Source organism: Candidatus Bathyarchaeota archaeon (assembly GCA_025059045.1).
Lineage (GTDB): Archaea > Thermoproteota > Bathyarchaeia > Bathyarchaeales > DTEX01 > JANXEA01.
Genome location: JANXEA010000014.1, coordinates 1 through 24,218 on the forward strand (window position 1 = coordinate 1; position 24,218 = coordinate 24,218).

Here is a 24,218-nt window from a genome sequence, read left to right on the forward strand (position 1 = left end):
CCTCAGGTCTAGGATGGGGAAGGGTACTGAGAAGCCAGTCCAGTTCCATCCATCTATCGTCAGTCTCGCCGGTCGAACAAGGCCCGCGACTAGAGTTGGAGGCTCACCTTGCGTTATATTGTAAACTATTGTTGTGGGAACCGCGTATCCGCTGACTGTTACCGTGGTGTTCGGAGCGCCTGAGGTTGGCGTCATAAAGTAATTAGGCGTGAAGCGTATCCTGTTGGTCGAGACGCCCACCTCACTTGAGGGAATATAGGCGGCTGGTGTGACGTCAACAACCTTTATCCAGTAGTCTTTATCGCCTCCCTCGACCATGAAGGGTATAGTACCATTGATCCAATTATTTCCGACGATGAATCTGTATGTCGCGCTCTCATTCCTGAATGGTAAAGGAAGATCAGCTGGTGCCCAAGTATAACTGAATGTGTGCGTCGTATTCGTGACGTGCCCCATGTAGAATGGACCCGCATACCATCTGTCTCCAAGCGCAGTACTAATCTCAGCTCCTCCATGAGGCGAGAGCCAAAGCCAAACCTGCGCACCTGATATGGTCATGCCTCCTAGGCTGATGTTCACATATGTTCCCGCTTGCACGTATAACGGGTCACCTGTAACAGCGTCTACATAGATTGTTGGTCTACCAGTTATGGTCGCCGAGACTGGCACCGCTATGAGCAGTGGCAGCAGCGTCACCAACGCCGTCAGAATTATGGCATTTATCTTAGACATCCTGTTCATCTCTCTCTTCCTTCTTTATTTTTTCTTGCGTTCAAAGGTTGGTCTTTGCCAGTATTTATATCTTGTGTTAACAATCCATGATTCAATGTATACATATCCACGCAAATAATGCCTTCATAACATGCTATGATATATAGCCTAATTTGAAAATGGGTTCTAGAAAACTTCTACATTTTGGAAATACTCAAACGTAGAATCCCTTCCATACACTCTCTGCCTATAATCTCGTATCCAAGGGGTTTAACTGCGCCTTCGATGAAACACGAGATAAGCGTCATCCTATCTTTTGATAGCGTAGTGGATACGCATCTAATTTCATATGTGCCGGATCCCCGACGTATCTGCACGTCGCAAAGCCCACCAGCCACAGCCCTCAACGTATGCAGAAGTGCGAGTAACGGATCGCTGAACTGGCATTTAATATATAAGCCGCACCAGCGACCGGCATGATACCATATCTTGTCAGCCACACCTAGGCCCTCCTTCCCCGCGCTTGCTAAGGCATATTCAAGAAAGTCTTCAGGTACAAGAACTGCTCCTGCCTCTTTCAGAACTCTCATGGCCTCTACATCCTTAACCGCCTCTTCAAATGGTAAACCCTTCTCATGCAATTCCATAACATTCTGGAGAATACTCACCAAATATAAATGGAAAGGCCTTCCTCGCCTCTGCGCCATTTCTTTAAGTTTATCGACCAAGTTGCTGGGAATTCTCACTAGCTTCTTATCCCTCATATTCTCAGCCATCATTGTTTAACCCGCCCTCTTCTAAATTTCATATTTATGATCCCTTTTGTGACATCGGACTCTGTCACAGTATAGCCTAACGCGTTTAGAACCCCATCTATGAACCTGCTAAATAGACGTGTATAAGCATCAGAAAACCTTGAGCTGAGGCATGTCAGATGCATGCTCTGCTCATTCTCCGCTATCTTAAATTCCGAAACATCCCAGAAGAACTTCTTCACCGCTGACTGGAATGCTGAAAGATCTTCGAAGTATCTCCCATACCATTGCCCGGTCTCGTACCATAGTTTCTCCATCCATTCCTCTCCAACCTCTCCATAAGCTCGTTCGACCAGCTTGTAAAGAATAGACTGTGGAAAAACGGTTAAGCCAGCATCTTTCGCCTCCTTCATCAGCCAACGGTCATCTAAGAGTTCCTTTAAACTCAAGCCCAGATTATCCGCCCTAACAGCCTGCTCGAGGACATCATTAACATAATCATAAAGCGTGCCCCTCCTAGCGGCAATCTCAGAGATCTTGTTAGCTAAGCTGAGCCGCGCGGCCAGGAGCTTCCGGCCTTCCTTACGGTTCTTCGCTTCACGTCCAATGCTCAGTATAGGTTTACGGCGGCTCTCCTCTCCCCCAGGATCTCTCACTGCCGAATCTTCTTTCATATCCCGTCCAGCCGTAGATCAAGACAAAAACAGCATCATATTAATTCATGCGAGGATAAAAGATATTCTATTAGAGAGGAGGCAACACCTAATAGAGAGGTTAATAATAACATTTCTATTAAACATCATCCTATTGAGCCGCTTATAAGCAGCCAGATAGCTGGAAATCTCAGGATAGTCTCCGAAGTTTTTCGCCATTAGGGTGCGAGCCGAAAGAAGGATTCACAAATTATAAGCATATAGGAGTAGGAACATGCCTCCATGTTTTTTGGGGGGCAGTCGCTAAGACATTCTAGAACTTAAGCTCATAATCTTTTCCGAGCAGTAAACAGAATCCCCACATCATATTAAGACGGCATGATAGACAGGCAGGCCTAGCGAAAAATTTTTCACTGGCGCTGAGGTTTTTTCTCGTCTCAGCAGAAAAATTGGGGTTTCGCAATCTTTGGAGTACGCGATTGAGACGTTTGACTTGGTTAAGACTTTCGTTACGAAGGAGGGTGGTAGGAGGAGAGAGGTCAGGGCAGTTGACCATGTAGATTTGAAGATCCGCAGAGGAGAGTTCTTTGGACTTCTAGGACCGAATGGTGCTGGAAAGACAACTCTAATAAAGATTTTATGCACCATAATCCTGCCTGACAGCGGGACGGCGAAGGTTAACGGTTACGACATACTTAGGGAGTCTTATCAGGCTAGATGCAGCTTCGGATGGTTCCATGGTGAAACGGGCGGCCGCAGTCTCTATTGGAGGCTTAACGCCGAAGACAATCTGAGATTTTATGCTTACCTGCAGAATGTGCCACGCGACGTCGCGGAGAGGAGGATCGACGCGCTCCTCGAATTCTTCGGCCTCTCAGAGGACAGGAAGAAGCTCGTTAAAGAGTATTCGACTGGGATGAAGGTCCGCGTCATGCTTGCAAGGGCATTACTGCATAATCCTCCGATCCTCTTCATGGATGAGCCGACGATCGGCCTTGACACGATAAGCGCCGTTGAGACTAGGAAACTCCTCAGAGCATTGAATGAGGATCTTGGGAAGACCATCGTCTTCACAAGCCATAACATGTTCGAGGTTGAGCAGCTATGCGAGAGGGTTGCGATAATGAGGAGCGGAAGGATAATCGCCGATTCATCGCCTGAGGAGTTGAGGGAGATGCTCAGGGATGTGAAAGCGGTTGAGGTTGAGTTAAGGGGAGACTCAGACATTGCCAGAGCAAGGGATGAGATCGGCAAGATCCCAGTCGTCAAGAAGGTGCTGGAGACACGTGGTAACGCACATACAACAGTGATCAGGCTCCAGGTTGAGGACGAGTATGACGCGATACCGGAAATTGCCGATAGGCTTCGTGCACTCGGCATAAAAGCTTCGGCCATACGTCAGGCCGAACCAACATTTGAAGACATCTTCATCAAGCTCGCGGGGCAGAGAGAATGAAGATTGAAGATCTAATCGATTTGTTTAGGGGTGAGACTCGGCGGAGCCGCTCAGAGGCCATCCACATATGGGCTGTATTCTGGGCTAACTTCAAGATCTTCCTCTCATATCGGACGTGGGTTGTCACCGAGACGCTCAGCACAGTCGCCTCCATCGTTATGTACTCTTTCATGGGCCTCCAAGTTGACGCCGCAAGGATCGTTGAGGCCGGATACGGCCCTGTCAGCTGGCTCTCATTCGCCATCGTCGGCGTCGCGACAGCCAACTACCTCTGGATGTGTACAAGCAGGATAAGCCACTCTCTCCAGCATGAGGTGAGCGAGGGAACACTTGAGCCCATAGTCTCCTCACAGATCAACATGAGATCCTACATTATTGGGCAGTCATTACGGGGCTTCATTGTGAGCAGCTACTTTATGCTGGGGGTTCTACTTATAGGCCTCCTACTACTCAGAGTACCACTCATAATCAACCCATGGACACTCATATCTTTCGTTCTCATCCTACTCATGATGATAGTTAGCTATGCGGGGATAGGCATAATGGCGGCTGGATTAATACTCGTCTACAAGAAGGGTGACCCACTCACATTCCTAATCGCAAGCCTAACAGAGTTCCTGGGCGGCGTCCTCTTCCCGCTTAAGTATCTTGAGCCATACCCAATACTAAACATGATGGCATGGGCCATGCCCTACACATACGCATTAGACGCGGCGAGATGGGTTCTGTTGACAGGCGCTGACCTAACTTCCGCGCCCGTTCTTTACGATGTTGCCATCCTAGCCGCCTATACGCTCATATTCCTACCAATCGGAATGAGGGTGTTCAAGTGGGGATGCGACAGAATAAGGCGTGAGGGTACAGTTGCAACCTATTAGCTGTTAGGTGATAAATTAATGGAGACCGAGAAGATCATAAGGCTGTTTTCGGAACCTGTCCCTAGAAAGAAGACCCCGCTACTAAGCCTCATAGCCTCATTCATCGCTAGAGACTTCAAGATATGGTGGACATACAAGTTCTGGTTGACACTCGACATATCTGGGATAATCCTCTTCGTAGCAACATACTACCTCTTCTCGCTGATCACATCTCCGCAGCAGATAATCGAGGCCGGATATACAAGGGGCGGCTACTTCACCTTCGCATTGATCGGCATAAGTTTCCAACAGTACGTCTTCTTCGCAGTCCAAAGCATAAATATGAGTGTGAGAGAGGAGCAGATGAACGGCACGTTAGAGACGGTCCTCTCATCCGCGACAGACTTCAAGAGCTTCCTACTAGGTGAGACATGCTTCTACTTCATAGTCTCATCAATATTCCTTTTCATCTCACTATTATTGGGCGCATTTCTCGGCGCTGAATTCCATCTGACACCATCAACCATCCTCTCAACACTAATCCTATCAACCCTCCTAATAGCCAGCCACATGGCAATCGGCATACTAAGCTCAGGCATAATAATGAAGACTAAGCAGGGCAACCCTATAACTTGGGCCTTCTCCTGGATGACGCAGCTCGTCTCCGGCGTTTTTTATCCGCTTAGGCTTCTTCCATGGTACCTCGAATGGATCGGGAGAGTTTTCCCACTAACATATTCCCTCGACGGACTCAGGCTCTGCCTACAAAGTGGCCAAGACTTAACTTCGCCATCAGTCTTCAACAACCTCGTCAACCTCATAATATTCACGGTTGTAGCAACGCCGATCGCTATCAACGTCTTCAAGATAGGTTATGACGCGGCGAGGAGGGAAGGCTCACTCGGAGAATATTGATGAGGCTCTTACAACATATACTCAACGACTTGAAACGGAAAAGACTACTTTTCCTTACAATGGCGAAAAACCACTATAGGCTTGTGCCTGAAACTTTTCAGCATCTCCCAGGTCACACCCGTAAGATCTACGCCGAGAGACTCAGCCATATCCCAGACCGTCCGACCTAACCCAGAGCCGCGAAGCCTATGAGCCGCCTCGGCCAATTCGAGCGCCAACTCAGCATCCATCAGAAGGCCTGCCACAGCAAGCGGCGTTGACCTACTCTTAAGGTTCAGTGCTCTTCCAATAATGTAGGCGAACACGCCGAAGAAGGTTCTGATGCCTTTCATCGGTTTTCTTCGATGCGTAAAATGGAAGCGCCCAAAAGAATACGTCTTATCCGTGTCAACAATCATCACGGCAACATGCTTTGATAGAGTACGCCGCAAGAAACTGTGAATCTCTTGAGCCGTCTCCTCAGGATATTCAAGCGGCAGACTAACATATGAGTAGGGCAGATTGCTTGCGTCTATCCCGCCCTCCGAACCCCAAAGCAAAGAGTCAAGAAAGCCAGCATACCAAAGTGCAACCTGCTTATGGGCGGATCCCTCCCTAACCGGGTATTCTCTTAAACGGCGCACATTTATCGGCTTCAGCCTGCAGACAGCGCCCAGAAAGCAGCCCCACACAACCCTCATCCAGAAATGAGCGATAAACCTAGCTAAGAAACTGGGACTTACAAGGCTCTCGTCCACTATTCTACCCTTGGCGACGGATAAAGCCTTCTCCGAGACCACGAGAATGTCGCCATCCTCTACAAAATCTCGTATAGCCCCGAGAATCAACTCTAGATAATTGTCACCCGGCATCCAATAACCTGTCTCAATAGCCCTTCCAACAAACCTATGAGCCATCATCCACAAGAAAGAACGGATCAGCCATTTAAAATAAATGTGTCATTGACCCATCATCTCTGCAAAAACCACCAGCCTGGGCTTACTTAAAACAGATGAAAACAATCTCCCCTCACATAATGTTTTCGAAGAAGAAAGATACATAAGAAGAGAATTGTTAGATTGACTATTGGGTATCTTCATCTAGACTTGATTATAACAGACGCTACCTTCCATGTAAACATTGAGGATGAAATAGTGCACGGCGAAATCTTCGGGGTGGAACTGAAGAGGCGGGTCATAGAAATCTGCAGGCAGGAGGCTAGCCCTTACAACGTTTTCGCGGCGTTAATATGTATTCCGCCAGTCAGTACAGAAGAGAAGAAGAGAAAGGTTACTGACACACTCGTCATAATAGAATCCTCAAAACCATTTCTAAGACATACTATTAAGCATCTGGGACTAAACGGGAGCCCCTCTGCCTCCCTCCTCTTAATTGATAGGAAGACCTTCGAGAAAGATGTAGAAAAAGATCTGATCGGAGGATTCGCCGTTGAGAGCCTCCTGACCCCATATGAGCCGCTAATCAATGGGGAGTATCTGTGGCGATGCGAAGTAGAAGCGAAAAAGAAGATAGTCAAGGAGGCTCTCCGCAACCTTGTCTCAGAGTATCCGGAAATGTCCCGTGAGATGCTAATCAAACCTGAATACTTCCTATTCCAAGCGTTGGCGAGAAAAGCGTCTCTATACCCTCCCATCATATGCAAGTTTCTGAATATTGTTAGCGGAGAAGGTTCTGAGACGAGCAAGGAAAGGGTGATGCTGGGATTTATAGCCGCACTCGACGAAGCCGCCAAGGAAGGCCTGGTAACATTCTCCGACGGTTATATCAAAATAACGGGCGCTCTGACCGGACCGAGAGGGGAGGGAAGAGCGATGATCTCAAACATTTTCGTCGCGATTAGAAACAGTCTTCTACGGCACGGCCTAGAAGTGTTCCCGAAGCTCATGCGCTCCCTAATTAGCGATTACATGCTCCTCGCAAAGCATTTCTTACAGCCAGGCAGAGAGGAGGAAGGCGATTTATCTGACCTATTGGACCCCGAAAAGTATGTATTCATCCCGACACCTTCAGGGCACGTCTCGCTCTCAGAGAAAGTGACATTAGAGGAGTTTGCGAAGAAGAACTTTCCAGGGTGGGGGGATTCGCATCTTAAAATTGAGAGGATTGGCGGGATCCTAAACACGGTATACAAGCTCACCGTCAAGACTGAAAGCGGTGAAAGAAGCTACGCTGTTAAGGTCTTCAAAGACTGGTATGGCTGGAAATGGTTCCCAATCGCATTATGGACCTTCGGAACAAGGAGCTTCTCAGTTCTGGGAAAGAAGCGGCTCGAGAAGGAATACGCGATAAACAGGTTTCTCTCCAGAGAGGGATTCAACGTTCCAGAGATCATATTCATGAGCCCGAAGGAGAGACTGATCTTTCAGGAGTACGTTGAGGGCGAATCTCTACTCACGGCCATCAGGATGGCGGACATGCACCGCTCGAAAATTCCTGAAACAGGAGCTCTGATGAGAAGAGTTGGGGGAGAGATCGCGAGGGTTCACAACGCCAACGTAGCCCTAGGAGACTGCAAGCCAGAGAACATCCTCCTCACACCGGATGGCAAGATATTTTTTGTTGATTTAGAGCAGGGAGAGATAGGAGGAGACCAAGCCTGGGACATTGCCGAAATGCTCTTTTACATAGGACATTATGCGCCACTACTCTCAGCGGATCCTATCCGCAGACTAACAGGAGAGTTTCTTGACGGATATTTAGGGGCTGGGGGAGACAGGGAAAACATTAGGAGAGCGATCTCACCCGGATATGTCAAAGTCTTCAGCTTCTTCACATCCCCGCATATAATCTACGCGATCACAAAGGTATGTAAAGATAAACTGCAGGATACTATAGATTCGCGTAAAATCCAGGATGGTTAATAACCATATAAAATCTTTAAGGGGGATCGAATAGAATTTAAAAAGGTTGTGTGGCGTGTAAACGGATGGGAAATGCGACAATAACGTTCTATGGCGGAGTCAACGAGGTTGGAGGAAATAAGATCTTAATAAGCGATGGGGACACTCAAATTCTTTTAGACTTCGGAATGTCTTTCACATTGAGAAACCAGTACTATTCACCCCCGTTCCTATCACCAAAGAGCGGGGCGGAACTCATCGCATTCGGAATCCTCCCGAAAATTTCCGGCGCATACGAGTTTGAAGATTCAGAACGAAGTATAGACGCCGTCTTCATCTCACACTCTCACATGGATCACTCCGCATACATCTCCTTCCTTAAAAGGAGCATTCCAATCTACTCTGGAGAAACTACCCTGAAAATTCTTGAGGCATACGGTAAAGCTAGCTTTTCAGATCTTGAATTCAACCTTTCAGGCTTGGAGTTTCACACCTTCAGAACAGGTGACAAGATAGGGCTGGGCTCAATGGAGGTTAGACCAGTACACGTGGACCACTCCGTACCCGGCTCCTATGGCTTCATTATTCATAATTCCTCAGGAACCATTGTATACACAGGGGACTTAAGAAGGCACGGTCCCAGACCTGACCTGACAGATGATTTCGTAAACCAATCTGTAACGGATAAGCCGGACATACTCATCTGCGAGAACACCAACATGACGAATGTTGAAATCTCATCAGAGCGTGAGGTTATGGAGAAGATTTCAGAGATCGTCAAGTCTACAAGGGGGCTTGTCCTAGCTAACTTTGCATGCTCCGACATGGACAGGTTAAGATCATTCTACATGGCCGCTGCCCAGAACGGCAGAGAGCTGGTGGTAACCCCTAGGCAGGCTTATCTCCTGAATTCGCTACAGAAGGATCCCCACCTTGACATACCGAAGATCAAGGACCTCCTCATATTAAGGAGGGGTAAGAGAAAATTTTTGCAGTGGGAAGAAGAAATCATGAACCTCGGAGAGACTGTTGACGCTAAATTCATCTCTAAAAGGCAAGACAAAATAATTCTGGCCTCATCATTCTATGATCTAGGAGAACTGACCGAGATAAAACCGGCGCCCGGAAGTAGCTATATTCTCTCCGCATCCGAGCCCTTCAACGAGGAGATGGAACTTGACTTTAACAGGCTCTTAAACTGGCTTGACCACTATGGTCTACCACAATACCATGTTCATGTTTCAGGTCACATTGTACCCTTACATCTCAGAGAAACCCTTAAGATGATAAAACCGAAAAGAATCTTTCCAATCCATGGAACCCGCCCAGAGCTTTTCCAGAAGTTTGTAAGAGACCTAAAAGGTAGAGTCATATGCCCCAAAAGAGGAAAGACGTATAGGATTAAATAATTTGGGAGGGAAAGATCTTTCTAAAAGAAATCTATAACACCATAATAGATCTTTACAGGGAGCTTCGCCCCAATACATCCCAAACATTCCTCTCGAAATTCGCTAAACTATTCCGAAAGATCAAAGAAAACCTATTCATATTCGGATTACTAAGCCTCATATGGTTCATCCTTAGAACTGGCACAAAGCCGTCCCGGGCGGTATACCCCTGCCAAAGAATAGCTGCTGCAAACGCTTACCTATGGCTCTCAGTCTATGTTTTCCCACTCCTACCTCTCATATCAAAAAAGTTTTCACACATCCTTAATAGAAGGGTCCTAGCAATTATCTCCATACTACTGATTACCATATTGGCAACGGGTTGGGGGCTATATGAAATGTTTGGCAGACCAGGAAGACAGAGAGAAGTGAACCTGATTCTAAGAGAAAATAGGGCTACATCTCTGCCAGCATCCGACATATACGTTGTCCAAGGTACAAACGGAAACTATGAGGGAGTAACAAAGCTTATCCAGATCATGGGTTCTCACGGGCTACTCTTCTATAAATCAGAGGAGGAAGGATTGACGAAGGGCCCTTCTGGGCTAATCAGCAAAGACGACGTAATAATCATTAAAGTCAACAGCCAATGGGACGAACGTGGTGGGACGAACACAGATCTCTTGAGGGCTTTAATCAAATCCATAATAGAGCACCCCGACGGCTTCATAGGCGAGATAATAGTTGCCGATAATGGTCAAGCTCAGTATGGTTCAGCGCCGGGTGGGGGAGGAAGCTTCAACTATGCATTGAACAATGCCGAGAACACTTCGCAATCGGTACAAGAAGTAGTCAACTACTTTGCTGGCTCGCATAAAGTCTCAACCTACCTCTGGGACACTATCACCACGAAGCTCGTAAAGGAGTACTTTGAAGGAGACATGGAAGATGGCTATATCGTCAACACAACACGAGACCCTGAGACCGGGATAATGGTTTCATACCCCAAGTTCAGAACGAAGTTCGGCACATATGTAAGCTTCAAGCTTGGAATATGGGATCCGAACAAGAGAGCCTATGACAGCGAACGGTTAAAGGTGATTAACATGCCCGTTCTGAAGTCCCACAGCATATACGGGGTGACAGCATGCGTCAAACATTACATGGGAGTCGTGTCGGATAAGCTAACATCACAGTTTGGACAAAGAGCCCACAATACCGTTGGGACAGGTGGAATGGGAACCCAGATGGTTGAAACAAGATTCCCAACCCTAAATATTCTCGACGCGATATGGGTGAACGCGATCCCTGGAAATGGTCCACGCACAAGATACTCAGACGCGACGAAGGCAAATGTGATCGCGGCCAGCATCGACCCCGTTGCCCTAGATTACTGGGCCTCAAAATATATTCTTCTCCAGATAGCCCGCATCAACGGGTATAGCCGGACCAGCTCTTTGGACCCCGACTATGCCGCTCCAGGATCATTCGGCAACTGGCTCAGACTATCAATGCAGGAGATCACAAGGAGCGGATACCAAGCAACAGTCGATGAGACCCGTATGAACGTATATTTAGCGAAAGTCTAGCATTTAAGCAACCTATAGTGAATGAGAGAGATGAAGCCAACAATTTTATGAGACTCAATGCAGGCCTCATTAAATAGTCAGCATCATAAGAAGACAGGTCCTAGGCTGAACCTATAGACCAAAAAATTTAACAAGGTATTTTCAACCTCTGATTCTTAGTTGACTGGTGGATAGTGCAATTACTTGGCTGAGCTTATTCGTGAGGGAGACAATGTCCTCCTATTCCTAGACAACAGGAGAAGTTATCTGATCAAGGTTGGGAGAGAAAAAGACCTTCATACCCATAAGGGCATTATACATGTCGATCAGCTGATAGGCGTAGAGTATGGCACTCGAATAAAGAGTAGCCTTAACGTTGAGTTCGCCGCTCTCAAGCCAAGCGTACGCGATTACATCTTTAAGGCCTCGAGAAAGACGCAGATAATGTACCCGAAAGACATCGCGATGGTCATTCTCTACGGCAACATCCAGCCGGGAAGCATTGTTGTCGAGGCGGGAGCCGGAACTGGAGCCCTAACCACGGCTCTAGCACACTACGTTAAGCCCACTGGAAGGGTGTTCAGCTACGAGATTAGACAGGAATTCCTCGAAATTGCGTCAAAAAATCTTGAGAGAGCTGGAGTCAGAGAGTATGTTGAACTGAAACTTCAAGATGTCACTCAGGGAATCGATGAGCGGGGAGTAGACGCGGTTATCCTTGACCTAGCGACCCCTTGGCTAGTAGTCCCGCATGCCTATAATGCTCTAAAGGGAAGCGGGTCATTCATCTCATTCAGCCCCACCATAGACCAGACTGTGAAAACCGTTGAAGCACTTAGGGCCGAGGAATTCGCAGCGGTTGAGACGGTAGAATGCTTCATTAGAAGGATCCAAGCGGAGCCTGGTAAGACTAGGCCGGAGACGCTGATGACCGGCCACACAGGTTACATAACTTTTGCAAGGAAGACTTTTAAGTGAAACTTTTATGTTTAACTTGCACCTAGTATACGCTAACCTAAACGGCTAGAGGAGAATCTCAGAAGATTGGAGGAAGCCAACGAAAGTGCACTGATGAGGGAGTTAAAGAATCTATGGGGCAAGAGCCTCTTCAGAACAATCATATACTTTATCCTAATCATATTTGCCGTATACGCATTCCAAGCGATCCTCACATATGCATTGAACACCCCATATCCCCTCCAAACACCGATTTCCGGAAGCATGGAACCAACATTAAAGGTTGGCGATCTCCTAATTGTTAAGGGAGTAAATGCAGAGGATATTGTCGCAGCACCTAAGCCGACTGGCGACATAATAGTCTTTAAGAAGCCAGGGAGCCCAGAGGAACTAGTAGTCCATAGAGCCGTCCAAAAATACATGGTTGGGGGGAAATGGTATTTCAGAACACAAGGCGACAACAACCCCTACATGGATCCATGGGTCGTCTCCGAGGACCAGATTGTGGGTAAGGTGATATTCTCGATTCCATATCTGGGCTATGTGAAGATCTATCTTGGAACACCTCTCGGAATGATCATAAACATCATCCTCATAATCCTCCTCTTAATCCTAGAGAACATGACATTATCAAAGAGGATGAAGGAAGAATCGGAAGACGATAACCAAGTATAAAAAGAGTTGAGTAGCCTTTCTGAACCATTAAATATAAATGTTACCTATGAATCCTTTATAAAGAAAATATAATGCATAGGAAAACTTCAATTTTAACTGTAGAGGATTGATTTAATGCCGAAAGTTCAAGCAAAAGTTAAGATTGAGAACGTTGTCGCATCCGCAACCCTTAACCAGAAGATTGACCTGAAAGCGGTGGTTAAGAGTTATCCAGGCGTTGAGTATCGGCCTGAGCAGTTTCCGGGACTCGTATTCAGACTGAAAAGACCTAAAACCGCCACGTTAATCTTCAATTCTGGAAAGATGGTCTGTACCGGGGCGAAGTCTGAAAGAGAGGCGCGTGGAGCGGTCCTAAAGGTTATTCGTGAACTAAAGAGAAGCGGTATAGTCATTATTGGAAAGCCTGATCTGAAGATACAGAATATCGTAGCCTCCGCCAATTTGAGCGGAATGATCGATCTTGAGAAGGCCGCGTTCACGCTTGGGAAGACGATGTATGAGCCTGAACAGTTCCCCGGCCTGATCTACCGCATGGACGAGCCGAAAGTTGTGATACTGCTTTTTGCCAGCGGAAAACTAGTTTGTACAGGAGCCAAGAAGGAGGAGGACGTCTACAGAGCCGTTGAGAAACTGCATAATAGGCTTGAGACTGAAGAACTAATATACTACGAATAGAAGGAAAAGCTTCACCAGAAGCGTGGAGCACCCTAAATTTAATCATTCTCAAAGACTTTTTAATCGTCTTCCAATAATGAGGCAGTACACTGTCATCTAACACATGCATTATGGGAAGATCTGAAGTGCTCCCACCCCCTTCTCTCAAGAGATTCCATTCTTTCACCACACTTTAACAAGATCTCAGGTTTCTCTATTACCCTTCCTATCCTCATTAGAGAAGTGCCAAGATCTCTTGCGATCATCTCAGCGGTCTCCCATGCTTCGGGTTTTATAGTGAGCACAAGCTCGTACTCCTCTCCGCCGTAAAGCGCGAGCTCCAATGGGTTAAGCCCGCAGGTCTCAGCGAATTCTCTTGCCTCAAGAGCCACAGGAACATCCTCAATTACGAACCCAACTTTGCTAGCCTCTGACAACTCAAAAAGGCTCCAAACCAGACCGTCGCTTGAATCAATAGAGGCCGTCAGCACCCCGGCCTCAGCTAACGCAAGCCCCTCCTTAAGCCTAGCCCTAGGCATGAGAACCGCATCTAGAAGCGGCTTCTCTAGATTCTCATTCACATGTAAACCGTTAAGTAGAATTCTCAAACCAGCAGCCGCGTTTCCAAAATATCCGGTAACAGCGAGAATATCCCCAGCTCTTGCTCCGCTACGTGTAACCAGCTTATCCTCATGGCAAACTCCCATGAGCGCACAACTTATTATTAGGTCAGACGCTTCGTTTGTATCTCCGCCCACGACATACGCGCCGTATTCACGGGCACCCATATCCAACCCCCTACCGATTTCCCGAATATCCCGCTCCGAAAGACTGCCCGGCAACCCCAACGCTGCCACTAGGATCCTAGGTTTAACGCCCTTCGCCGCGAAGTCGCTGATGTTCATGACAACGGCCTTTCTCGCCGCCTGGCATAGGCTCATGCCTGGGGGGACATCCGTCTTCCCAACAAGCATATCCGTCTTCAAAACCGCCAAAATCTTACCCTCAAGCCGAAACGCGGAGACATCATCCCCGAAAGGAATAGGCATATCTGGCATCCACTCCAAACATTCAAGAACGATTCTTATAGCATTCTTCTCGCCTATGTCTACAAGAGACCCCATAACACATCCTCCAAGCAAGATAATCCATTAACGAAACAAGAATTGCAAAAAGACCCATTTAAAGGAATATGAACTAAGAGCCCAACACGCCAGAGAGAATCATTAAATATTGACGTTAACAAATTGATCCTTGTGAGACATAAATCTTAATCATTTGAGAATACATTATGGGCCCCGGTGGCTTAGTGGGTTAGAGCAACGGCCTCGTAACAGAATGCAAGAGAGCCGTGGATCGCGGGTTCAAATCCCGCCCGGGGCTCTCACATGCCGAAACATCCATGTTTAGTTATTTCTTCAGAACCCCTGCGATAATTCCTAAGCAGAAGCCTATCCCTATCGGGAGAACCGAGAGTACTCCTAGTACGGTAAAGACTGACTGGGTTATTGAGATGATCTTGGTCCAGTCCATTCCCAACCTCTCGAAGAACCCTCGCAGACTTCCAAATTGCCAAATGTTAAGAAGGAGACCCACTATTAATAGAGCAAGTATTGCGAGTATATACTTTAATGCTTTCATCGTGAAATATCCGAGGCCAAAGCCAATGGCAATATGGACTATAAACACTATTGTGACGGTTGGATTTGAAGTTAATTCTGAGAGAATATTAGGTAACCCGTAGTCTTGCGCTGAAACAAGTTTTAAGCTAGAGAATAGAAGTAGCACGCAAATAATTAACATGTATACTCGAGAACTCCTCATAAACCATCCTCCATTACCAGGTAAACTTCATTACCATATAAGAGTTTTTAGAGATATTACTGGACGGCGAAAGGTATCCCTGCCTAACTCATACAGTATAACGGGATTTCATCACTTTCTTAAAGATTCATTTAACGACAAAAATAGCAGCCCGCCGAAGAAACGTCCACAAGAGGATATTATGTAGACTATCTGCAAACCTACTACTAAACCATATATGCTCACTGCGACATCCGAAAGATAACCTCCAAGAAGCGATCCCGTGAAGCATGCTATTCCGTAAAGGAGGTTGAAGAATGCGACGAAGCCTCCTCGATATTCCTCAGGCGAAATATCGAGTATGTAGGCGGTTGCCGATGCTTGCCCAAGAGAAGTTATTAGTCCAAGGTAAAAGTTGAATATTATGAGGCAGTAGACGTTCGGAGCGAAGGCATATGCCAATGGGACTAGAAATAACCCTGTTCGAAAGGCTACTAGTAAAGGTCTCCTGCCCAGTGTGTCAGTCAATTTTCCAGCCCATTTCTGGAAGATTATGATTGCAATCCCCTGTACAACTGAGAGCAAAGAAACCTCCAGCATGGTAGCATTCAAAACTCTGATGAGCGTTATGGAGAATAATGGCCAAGCGATAGACATGAAGAAGGCGAATACCACGTTCACCATGCAGTATTTGAAGAAGTCTCTGTTCCTCTCAGCCTGAATGATTATGTTAAGCATGTCCTCGAATAAGCCTCGATTATGAATGCGGGTCCTAATGTTATCCTCCTTTTCTTTGACCTGTAGCATCGCGATTGATGATGCGAAGCCACATATAATTGCTATCAAGAATGGAATGAGGAACTCATTCTGTATGGAGCCGCCAACATGCACCATTATTATTCCTGAGAACAATGTTGCTATTAGACCGCCGATTGATGACCAGAGACTAATCGACGCTGCGGCTCTTCCCAGCCTAGCTGGAGGGACAAGATCGCCTATAAGAGCTGTCCAGGCTGGCGTGGCTGCGGATCCCAGTAAATATTGAATTGCGATCAATATTATCAATTGTTGGACGGAATTCGCGAAGATCATTGGGATCCATGCGACTGTAGTCATCAGGGTTCCGAAGAAAATGAAGGGGATACGTCTTCGAAGCCTGTCGCTCATCTCTCCCCAGAAAACCTGCATGACATGAGTGGAGAGGTTTGTGAGCGATTGATACCAGCCCATGTCGGAGCTTGAAGCCCCTAGCATAACGGCGTAGGGTCCAAGAAAAGGCTGTATAGCGCCAGTTCCAAGCGAATTTAAAATTGAACGAATATATAGGGGCCTTAACCCTTGATCTCCGCCGTCATCCTCCTCAGGCGTAAATATCACCTAAGAGGCTTCTATTGAAGACATTGAGTTACTTAAAAACATTTGCATATAAAAGTGATGAGCCGCCTGAAACCTCGATTACCACGAGAAACTACTACTCATATCTAAGCGTCGAGACAATGTTGAGGCTTGCGGCGTAGACTCCTAGGATTAAGCCACTCGGCAAAGTTGTCACTAGGATGAAGATAGCCGAATTCACGAGGATTCCAGGCGAGAGATATAATGGAATTCTCAATTGCAGTGTAGATGCTAAAAGATCTGAGAAAACCTTAAGGATTAAGGGGGTTAATACACCGCAGAGCACCGCCGAGACGACGCCTAGAACCAAAAGTTTGAATGCTATTAGAATGATGCACTTTCCCCTGCTTAGACCGAGAGCTCTCAAAATAGCTATAACCATTCGCTCCTCATTTATATTTTGTCCTGCAATGCTGAAGATTAGAAGCACCGACGTTATCCAAGTGAAGGTGATCATAACAGTTGCAGTCGATTGGAAAGCCTCTGTAAGCAAGTCGGAAAGAATGTTGATTATCCCCGCCCTATCAATATGCCAAAGGTAGCCTCTAACACTCCTTCTTATGTTCTGTATCAAACGAGAAGAGTCAACTCCTGCCTTCGCCTTAATAACAAACGCGTTGACAGATCCTTCTGCACTATCCAGCATCTGAGCCGTCGGCAACGGGAGAACCAGCACATTAAAAATTGGATCTCTTCTAATACCAATCACGGTCAGATTCGCGCTTCTAATGTCTGTGGAAAACGTTAAGTTGCCATTAACTCTTGCGCCAATTATTTTCGCGAGACTCTCAGTAAGTATGACTTCACACATTTCTCCAGTAAAGCGCCCACCCTCCACGAGTGGATAGTTGAAGTATGTGGCGCCGACGGGCATCCCGATGGCGAACAAAGTATACCCTGCAGCCCTCATGTTAGTGTAGTAAGCGAACTCGATGAACTCGGCTTCGTTCAGGAATGGCTCAAGGTCCGTCCCCAGCAAAGTTGCATTGAATCTCCTGTTAAGGCATATTATATAGTCAAAGTTGAGTGCGGCTATAGTTTCGTTTAGAAGGTTCTGCTGAGCTTCAGAGGCGGCCAGCAACGTTGAATTTACTGCGACACTAACCGCTATGACTATTACTATCGCAGCCTCACGGCCCTTTCTTCTCGCTAAGCTTCTTAAGGCATATCTCATAAATAGCGGGCCTCTCGAGGTTCTAGGATTAGACCGTCCGCTCATCGCTAGAAGACCTGAAAAACTCTTCATAGCCTGTGATGGGGGGATATTTGATGCAATCGCCGCTGGGGGCATCACTAGAAGTAGAGAGAGGGATGTCCCCAACACTATGTAGGCTACAAGCATTTCCGCGTTCTGCCCGATTATCTCTGGAAGGAAACCGACAAAATAACTTGCGCCCTCGAAAATTTGGCTTACAGACGCAAAGCCTGATAGGAGCGTTCGAGCAGCAATCACCCCGAGAAAGACGCCTGAAATACTTCCCAAAGCTCCTAGAAGAAGCCCTCTGAGCATATAGGCTGTTACAATATCTCTTCGGTTCGCTCCAAGAGCTCTCAGCGTTCCAAGATCTCTATATTCCTGGGTCACCATGAGATTCAATGAACAATACATTAATGCCAAACTAACCGCAAGAAGAGAAACCCCTATCAGGGAGAATAGAGAGACAAGGTAATTGTAGTATGTTCTCGTTTCAATAAATGGGATGACTTGTCCCTGGATAGACGTTGAGACGGCTCCATAAGCTTGAAGTCCCATACGAAGATCATTCATGCAATCAACTGTGTTATATCCGCCTTTGATCTTCACGAGAACCTGATTCGCACAGCCGTCTAGGCTCATGATCCGCTGTAATACTTTGATATGAACCAATGCGTATGCTATTGAGCTGGCATACCATCGAGGCATCCAAACGGCCCTACATGTTCCTACAACTTTTAGTGTAACATTACCTGCCAAAGTCTTAACTAACAAATTTCTCCCCAGTACATTCTCGCCCAGGTCATGCTCAACCACCAGGGCTTCCTCATCCTCCTCAAAGAGCCTACCGCTCACCACGCTTACCCTGTTCAGTTTCAGCGGAGAATTCACTCCTATTAGTAGTATGTCGGTGCTTTCAGGCCACCCCTTGACATTGAAAGCTGTGGTTCTCATGACTAACCTCATCTCATACTCGTCAACATAGTCTTTCCTTCCTATAATCGAGTGGAGAATGGACGTTGATAGTGGGATAGTGTCTACAGTAAAATCAGCCATTCGCGCCTCTTCAAGAGAGGACTCAACCAGTGCTGGGATGTTATTGCTTGCTATCGAGGTTCCAGTCATGAGCATAAGAGCGACCATAAGCATGAATATTGTAAAGAATGATCTCCAGGGGCGCTTCGTCAATCCCCTCACAGAATATCTGAGATAGGGTTGCATCAGGCTTCCCTCACAATTCGACCGTCAACTAGCTCGACAATCCGATCAGCGGAACTGGCTATTCTCTTATCATGGGTCACAACGATTAACGTAGTGTTCTGCTCCTTGTTCACCTCACTCAGTAGATTGACTATTTCAGCCCCAGTCTTTGTATCAAGATTTCCTGTAGGCTCATCACATAGCAGAAGCACCGGATTGTTGACAAGCGCCCTTGCAATTGCAACCCTCTGCTGCTCTCCTCCCGAGAGCTGGTGTGGAAAATGCCTCGCCCTCTTCCGAAGCCCAACTTTCTCCAGCAGACACTCAGCCCTCCTCATAGACTCACTCTTTTCCAAACCTAATATTTCCGCGGGAACCATAACATTCTCTATAACACTGAAAGTTGGGATCAAATTGAAGAATTGGAAGATGAAGCCTATTTTCTCAGCCCTCAAACGCGATAGCCTACTCTCCTTAAGTTTTCCCAAGTCTTCACCATCAATGAGTATTGAACCCGAAGAAGGCCTGTCCAGTCCACCTAGAAGGTTAAGAAGCGTAGATTTTCCTGAACCGCTAGGACCAAGAACCGCCACGTATTCGCCTCGCTCAACCTCTAAGCTTACACCATCAAGAGCGATGACTTTAGTCTCGCCAACATCATAGATCTTCCTTATGTTCCTTACAACAACTACGGAATTCAAGGGCTGGCACGCCACGCTGAAACTCCGTCCTATGGAGGATGAATCTTGCCAAATCTTTCGTCCATCGCTTTTAATAAGATTTTTTGTCCATCCCCAAATTTAGGGATCCTAAAAAGCGCCACTTCCGCCCACGTTATGCGGAATACTTTCTCCAAGCATTTCTACTTGAGCAAATTCTATAAACATTCTGGCATAGAAAAATATGCTAAGAAGTGATAGCATGGAAAAGGTAAAGATCCTTATATGCGACCCGATCGATGAAGATGGTATTGGCATAATGGTCCGTGAAGGTTTTCATGTCGATTTCAGACCCTCCATCACTAAAGAGGATCTTTCGAAAATAATAGGGGAATATCACGCCGTAATCGTCAGAGGCAGGACAAAGATTACAAGAGATCTCATCAACCTCGGAGGCAGGCTTAGGGTTATTGGACGGGCTGGTGTAGGACTAGATAACATCGATGTTGAAGCGGCTAGAGAGAGGGGGATAACAGTTCTGAATACACCTGAAGCCACATCAGACTCCGTCGCAGAATTAACCGTTGGACTGATATTAGCGGTTTCACGGAAAATCGCTCTTGCCGATCGACTTATGAAAGAGGGAAAATGGGTAAAAAGCCAGTTTGAGGGCATACAGCTCAGAGGTAAGACTCTTGGTATAATAGGGTTCGGCAACATTGGGATGAGAGTAGCGAAGATCTGCAAAGAGTTCGGGATGAAGATTCTCGTAACAAAGAGAACGCCCCCACAACATGAATTGCTTGTGACCCTAGGGGCAGAGCATGTTTCACTACGTGACCTTTTAACCTTAAGCGACATAATAACAGTCCACGTCCCTTTAACACATGAAACCAGAAACCTGATCGGCTACGAAGCATTCAGCCTAATGAAGAACGGAGCGATCCTAATAAATACCTCAAGAGGAGGAGTTGTTAATGAAAAAGCTCTCTTAGATGCTCTTAAATCTGGAAAACTTGCAGGGGCAGGCCTTGATGTTTACGAGAAGGAGCCGCCTGAAAACTTCGAACTGATCAGGCTGCCTAACGTCGTCTGCACACCTCATATCGGTGCTCAGACAGTGGAGGCGCAGCGAGCCGCATCGGTCGCCATTGCCGATAAGCTCGTAAAGTTCTTCAAAAGCAAATGAGAGTGGAAGCCAGCTACCTTTAAATCCATCATAGAAAGATTCTGAAGGTGCGCGGAGGTTTTATTTCGCTTTGGTTGAGGTTTGGCTGCCATATGGAAAGACAGAAGTATGCGTTAGGGTAGAGACAAAGAATCTTCTTAACGTTATCGAGCCTCAGGAGAGAACCGTCGTAGGAGATGTTCAAAGTGAAATAGAGAGAAGCTTGACTAATCCAATAGATTCGCAGCCCTTAGTTGAGATCGCAAAATCCAGTGCCAGCGCATCTATACTGCTGGAGGATATGGGGACCAGTCTAAACAGTCTAATTGTTTCTCCCGTCCTGAAAGCACTTAACTCAGCTGGGCTTGGAAACGAAAATGTCAGCATCGTAGTATCTTGCGATCTATTCCGCGTCCACCCCCCGGAAGGCGGCACCAGAATTCTTAGTGACGAAATACTTTCAACAACGAAGGTCCTATTACATACCCCCGGGGCAGGCGAGTACATCAATATTGGAAAGACATCTAGGGGAACGCCAGTAAATGTTGAGAAAAGAATTGTGGAAGCCGATCTGAAAATCGTCATAGGATCTGTTAAACCTCATGCATTTTTCGGCTATGGCGGCCCGATGACCTCAGCCACGCTGGGAATCCTAAGCTTAGATAGCATCCATCAAAATCTTATGTTAAGCCTTGACTCAGAAGTCGGGAACGGAGTCTGCATAGGCAACCCTGTCTTTGATGATGCTGTCGAGGCGTCAGGTAAAATTGGAGCCGACTTTGCTATGAATATAGTCGTAAATAGGAGATCGGAATTAATTGGGGTTTTCTCAGGCGACGCCCATAAATCTTTCATGGAAGCCGTCAATTTTGTTGAAGAGACATGTAAATCCCCAATAGACACCCTTGCAGAGGTAACCTTCATAAGCCCAGGGGGTTTCCCTCTAGATGCCACCCTTCAGGAGTCATCCCTATGCTTAGACAACGCGGTTAAAGCTACGAAGATGGGGAAAACAATAGTTCTCGTGGCCGAATGCTCCATGGGCCTCGGCAGCAAAGAGTTCCGAGAGGCGATCAAGGGTTTTAGCGACGTAAAAACTCTCGAAAAGAAACTGAGAAAGAAACCGAACGTCGCCGGGCTAATGGTTCATCATATGGCAATGGTTCTTGGTGCGATGAAGAATGCGATAATTGTTTCCATTCTTCCTAATTACTGTATCCCCGAGTCGCTAAATATCGAATTGGCTAGAACTGCTAATGAGGGGCTTCGAAAGGCCTTAGAATTCGGTGGAGGCAATAGCAAAGTTTCTCTGATTCCATTCGGAAACATGACTATACCCGAAGCTAAAATTTCCGAGTAAAAAAGGAAGACTTATTTCTCTCCCAATACCCAAAATTCTTCATAACATAGGCGAGTTGTGCCGAGAATGCAGGCTAACTTCTCATTAAGAAGGTTCAGACCTGAAGACCTAGATGAAGTCATCCATATAAACAGGGTGTGCCTACCCGAGAATTATTCGGAAAGCTTCTTCATGGACCTCTATGAAAGGTTTCCAGAAACCTTCATCGTCGCAGAAGGGGATGGAAAGATAATAGGCTATGTAATGTGCAGGATAGAAAGCAACGTTTCCAATATAACATTGAGGCCGTTGAGCTTAACAAAAAAAGGGCACATAATCTCCATAGCTGTCTTGCCCGCTTACCGTAGGAGAGGCATCGGTCAAGCCTTGATAAAAGAAGCTCTCCGAGCCATGATCCAGTATTACAAGGCAAAGTCATGTTACCTGGAAGTGAGAGTCACAAACACGAGCGCCGTGAATCTCTACAAGAAGATGGGGTTCGAAATCGAACGTGTGATAAGAGGGTACTACTCAGACGGGGAAGACGCGTACATTATGAGCGAGAATCTTAGCGATAAAGAAAAAATCCAATCATTATTTTAAGGCGTATCCATCAATCTCTAAATGCTGCCTCTTTCTCACAAAAATTGTCGGAACCCCAATTTCTCGAAGCTTTCTTCTCAAACCAGCATCGTTGGTAGCAACTATACACACCAACCTTTGGGCAGCCAAAACGATAAGGTCATCTATACTTTTTACTTGCTCGCACTCAACATCGATGATTCTGCATCTCCTTGCCACATCAAGAGCGGCCAGCGCTGCTTTCTGCTTTTTCGTCGACCCCTTCCTCGCCAGCTTCTCAATCTCCATTAATGCTGGCCTCAATATTAGAGGTTCAAATCTTCCAAGCAATGCTTCAATCTCATCAAAGATGTCTATGTGAAACTGAAATGGAACGAATAGGAAATTGGAATCAAAAATAACCTTGGGAAGACCTTTATCTTCACCATTGCATCCAATCATTTATGCGGCGCACCTATAACAAGACTAGCAGCCAACCTTACGGCCTCCTCCAGACTTCTAGAATCTGCGATACCCTTCCAGGCGATGTCATATGCAGTGCCATGATCCACGGAGGTCCTAATGAAGGGTAATCCAAGCGTCACAGAGACCGTTCCAAAGAAGTCAACCGTCTTTGCGGCAATATGCCCCTGATCGTGATAAAGAGAGAGTACAACATCATAATCTCCACTAAACGCTTTGAAGAAGACGGAGTCAGCAGGGACGGGTCCGATAACACTAAACCCCTCTCTTCTCAGATCCTCCACTGCAGGAGCAATCTCTTGCGTCTCTTCCCATCCCATAAGACCATCATCGCTTGCATGCGGATTCAGAGCTGCAACGGCGATGGTTGGATTCTCTATGCCAATTTTACGCATCTCCCTGACGATTCTTCTCACCGTCTCAACGATTCTTTCCCTCTTAACTGACTGAACAGCTTTGATCAGCGGCATATGTCTCGTTAAGAAGAAGATCTTTACCCCCTTAACCCAAAACATCAATAATGGATCTTTGACACCGCATAGACCAGCAAGCATCTCAGTGTGACCGATATAAGGACAGCCGGCCATCTGAATCGCCTTCTTATTGATTGGACCTGTAGTGACCGCGGCAACCTCCCCTCTTAAAGCGTACTCAACAGCCCTTTCAATGTACTGGATCGAGGCTCTCCCACCTATAATCGTCGGCTTACCCACCTCCAAAATTCTAACATCAACATTTTCCAGATCAATCAAATTAATTGAGCCTGGCTTATATGATGCTTTAATGGGGGATTCAATGACATGAAAATTCACTTTCACCTCTATTCTCTCGGCGACGCTTTTCAGAACCCTCTCATCGCCGATGATAATCGGACAGCATGTATCATAAATTTTCGGCTTTAAGAGCGCCTTGATACATATTTCCGGACCTATACCAGCAGGGTCCCCCATTGTCACCGCAATAATAGGGCTCTTCTCGCCTTCCAT

At 46.5% G+C, this 24,218-nt stretch carries 23 protein-coding genes and 1 tRNA gene; 13 read left to right on the forward strand and 11 right to left on the reverse strand.

The annotated features are described in order from the left end of the window. From NZ952_05415 to NZ952_05425, 3 genes are all read right to left on the reverse strand, one after another. Positions 1-732: hypothetical protein (locus tag NZ952_05415; protein MCS7120623.1), on the reverse strand; the 732-nt coding region annotated here is incomplete at its 3' end. A 176-nt stretch (positions 733-908) separates the two neighbouring features. After that, the gene (locus tag NZ952_05420) at positions 909-1,490 is read right to left on the reverse strand and encodes a hypothetical protein (GenBank protein MCS7120624.1); all 582 of its coding nucleotides are present in this window, start codon (positions 1,488-1,490) and stop codon (positions 909-911) included. Continuing rightward, the gene (locus tag NZ952_05425; protein MCS7120625.1) at positions 1,487-2,140 is read right to left on the reverse strand and encodes a hypothetical protein; all 654 of its coding nucleotides are present in this window, start codon (positions 2,138-2,140) and stop codon (positions 1,487-1,489) included. The genes NZ952_05420 and NZ952_05425 overlap by 4 nt, the downstream gene beginning before the upstream one ends. 445 nt (positions 2,141-2,585) lie before the next feature. Between NZ952_05425 and NZ952_05430 the strand changes: the two genes are divergently transcribed. From NZ952_05430 to NZ952_05440, 3 genes are read left to right on the forward strand one after another with little or no spacing between them, the layout of a single operon-like run. Beyond that, the gene (locus NZ952_05430) at positions 2,586-3,575 is read left to right on the forward strand and encodes an ABC transporter ATP-binding protein (GenBank protein MCS7120626.1); all 990 of its coding nucleotides are present in this window, start codon (positions 2,586-2,588) and stop codon (positions 3,573-3,575) included. Continuing rightward, complete coding sequence (locus tag NZ952_05435) at positions 3,572-4,453, forward strand: ABC transporter permease (protein MCS7120627.1); 882 nt, start codon at positions 3,572-3,574, stop codon at positions 4,451-4,453. The genes NZ952_05430 and NZ952_05435 overlap by 4 nt, the downstream gene beginning before the upstream one ends. 18 nt (positions 4,454-4,471) lie before the next feature. After that, a complete protein-coding gene (locus NZ952_05440; protein ID MCS7120628.1) occupies positions 4,472-5,347 on the forward strand; it encodes an ABC transporter permease in 876 nt (291 codons plus the stop codon). A gap of 44 nt (positions 5,348-5,391) precedes the next feature. Here NZ952_05440 and NZ952_05445 read toward each other — a convergent pair whose 3' ends face one another. Further along, a complete protein-coding gene (locus NZ952_05445) occupies positions 5,392-6,246 on the reverse strand; it encodes a coenzyme F420-0:L-glutamate ligase (GenBank protein MCS7120629.1) in 855 nt (284 codons plus the stop codon). Between the two features lie 159 nt (positions 6,247-6,405). On the opposite strand from NZ952_05445, the gene NZ952_05450 reads away from it, so the two are divergent. The 6 genes from NZ952_05450 to NZ952_05475 all read left to right on the forward strand — a co-directional run bounded on the left by NZ952_05450 (position 6,406) and on the right by NZ952_05475 (position 13,450). After that, positions 6,406-8,208: a hypothetical protein gene (locus NZ952_05450; GenBank protein MCS7120630.1), complete on the forward strand. Its 1,803-nt coding sequence runs from the start codon at positions 6,406-6,408 to the stop codon at positions 8,206-8,208. Between the two features lie 65 nt (positions 8,209-8,273). Then, positions 8,274-9,596, forward strand: a complete 1,323-nt coding sequence (locus tag NZ952_05455) for an MBL fold metallo-hydrolase (protein ID MCS7120631.1) — start codon at positions 8,274-8,276, stop codon at positions 9,594-9,596. Between the two features lie 377 nt (positions 9,597-9,973). Further along, the gene (locus tag NZ952_05460) at positions 9,974-11,164 is read left to right on the forward strand and encodes a DUF362 domain-containing protein (protein ID MCS7120632.1); all 1,191 of its coding nucleotides are present in this window, start codon (positions 9,974-9,976) and stop codon (positions 11,162-11,164) included. Between the two features lie 183 nt (positions 11,165-11,347). Continuing rightward, positions 11,348-12,121 carry a tRNA (adenine-N1)-methyltransferase gene (locus NZ952_05465; protein MCS7120633.1) on the forward strand — a complete coding sequence of 258 codons (774 nt, stop codon included), beginning with the start codon at positions 11,348-11,350 and terminating at the stop codon, positions 12,119-12,121. Between the two features lie 66 nt (positions 12,122-12,187). After that, on the forward strand, positions 12,188-12,775 hold the full coding sequence (locus tag NZ952_05470; protein MCS7120634.1) for a signal peptidase I: 588 nt from the start codon (positions 12,188-12,190) through the stop codon (positions 12,773-12,775). A gap of 114 nt (positions 12,776-12,889) precedes the next feature. Then, positions 12,890-13,450 carry a TATA-box-binding protein gene (locus NZ952_05475; GenBank protein ID MCS7120635.1) on the forward strand — a complete coding sequence of 187 codons (561 nt, stop codon included), beginning with the start codon at positions 12,890-12,892 and terminating at the stop codon, positions 13,448-13,450. Positions 13,451-13,542: 92 nt separating this feature from the next. On the opposite strand, the gene thiL is transcribed toward NZ952_05475, so the two are convergent. Continuing rightward, the gene (gene thiL / locus NZ952_05480; protein ID MCS7120636.1) at positions 13,543-14,553 is read right to left on the reverse strand and encodes a thiamine-phosphate kinase; all 1,011 of its coding nucleotides are present in this window, start codon (positions 14,551-14,553) and stop codon (positions 13,543-13,545) included. Positions 14,554-14,724: 171 nt separating this feature from the next. Here thiL and NZ952_05485 point away from each other — a divergent pair. Next, positions 14,725-14,812, forward strand: a tRNA-Thr gene (locus NZ952_05485). Between the two features lie 27 nt (positions 14,813-14,839). Here NZ952_05485 and NZ952_05490 read toward each other — a convergent pair. From NZ952_05490 to NZ952_05505, 4 genes are all read right to left on the reverse strand, one after another. Next, the gene (locus tag NZ952_05490) at positions 14,840-15,253 is read right to left on the reverse strand and encodes a hypothetical protein (protein ID MCS7120637.1); all 414 of its coding nucleotides are present in this window, start codon (positions 15,251-15,253) and stop codon (positions 14,840-14,842) included. A gap of 111 nt (positions 15,254-15,364) precedes the next feature. Then, a complete protein-coding gene (locus tag NZ952_05495; GenBank protein ID MCS7120638.1) occupies positions 15,365-16,609 on the reverse strand; it encodes an MFS transporter in 1,245 nt (414 codons plus the stop codon). A gap of 94 nt (positions 16,610-16,703) precedes the next feature. Continuing rightward, on the reverse strand, positions 16,704-19,043 hold the full coding sequence (locus NZ952_05500; protein MCS7120639.1) for an FtsX-like permease family protein: 2,340 nt from the start codon (positions 19,041-19,043) through the stop codon (positions 16,704-16,706). Further along, complete coding sequence (locus NZ952_05505; protein MCS7120640.1) at positions 19,043-19,723, reverse strand: ABC transporter ATP-binding protein; 681 nt, start codon at positions 19,721-19,723, stop codon at positions 19,043-19,045. The genes NZ952_05500 and NZ952_05505 overlap by 1 nt, the downstream gene beginning before the upstream one ends. Before the next feature lie 220 nt (positions 19,724-19,943). On the opposite strand from NZ952_05505, the gene NZ952_05510 reads away from it, so the two are divergent. The 3 genes from NZ952_05510 to rimI all read left to right on the forward strand — a co-directional run bounded on the left by NZ952_05510 (position 19,944) and on the right by rimI (position 22,791). Further along, positions 19,944-20,870 carry a hydroxyacid dehydrogenase gene (locus NZ952_05510; GenBank protein MCS7120641.1) on the forward strand — a complete coding sequence of 309 codons (927 nt, stop codon included), beginning with the start codon at positions 19,944-19,946 and terminating at the stop codon, positions 20,868-20,870. A gap of 70 nt (positions 20,871-20,940) precedes the next feature. Then, entirely contained in the window at positions 20,941-22,209 is a 1,269-nt protein-coding gene (larA, locus tag NZ952_05515; protein ID MCS7120642.1) for a nickel-dependent lactate racemase, read from the forward strand. A 66-nt stretch (positions 22,210-22,275) separates the two neighbouring features. Continuing rightward, entirely contained in the window at positions 22,276-22,791 is a 516-nt protein-coding gene (gene rimI / locus NZ952_05520) for a ribosomal protein S18-alanine N-acetyltransferase (protein MCS7120643.1), read from the forward strand. On the opposite strand, the gene NZ952_05525 is transcribed toward rimI, so the two are convergent. Further along, complete coding sequence (locus NZ952_05525; GenBank protein ID MCS7120644.1) at positions 22,783-23,211, reverse strand: nucleotide-binding protein; 429 nt, start codon at positions 23,209-23,211, stop codon at positions 22,783-22,785. The genes rimI and NZ952_05525 overlap by 9 nt on opposite strands. Then, positions 23,208-24,218: a 4-hydroxythreonine-4-phosphate dehydrogenase PdxA gene (pdxA, locus tag NZ952_05530; GenBank protein ID MCS7120645.1), complete on the reverse strand. Its 1,011-nt coding sequence runs from the start codon at positions 24,216-24,218 to the stop codon at positions 23,208-23,210. Before pdxA ends, NZ952_05525 begins: the two co-directional genes overlap by 4 nt.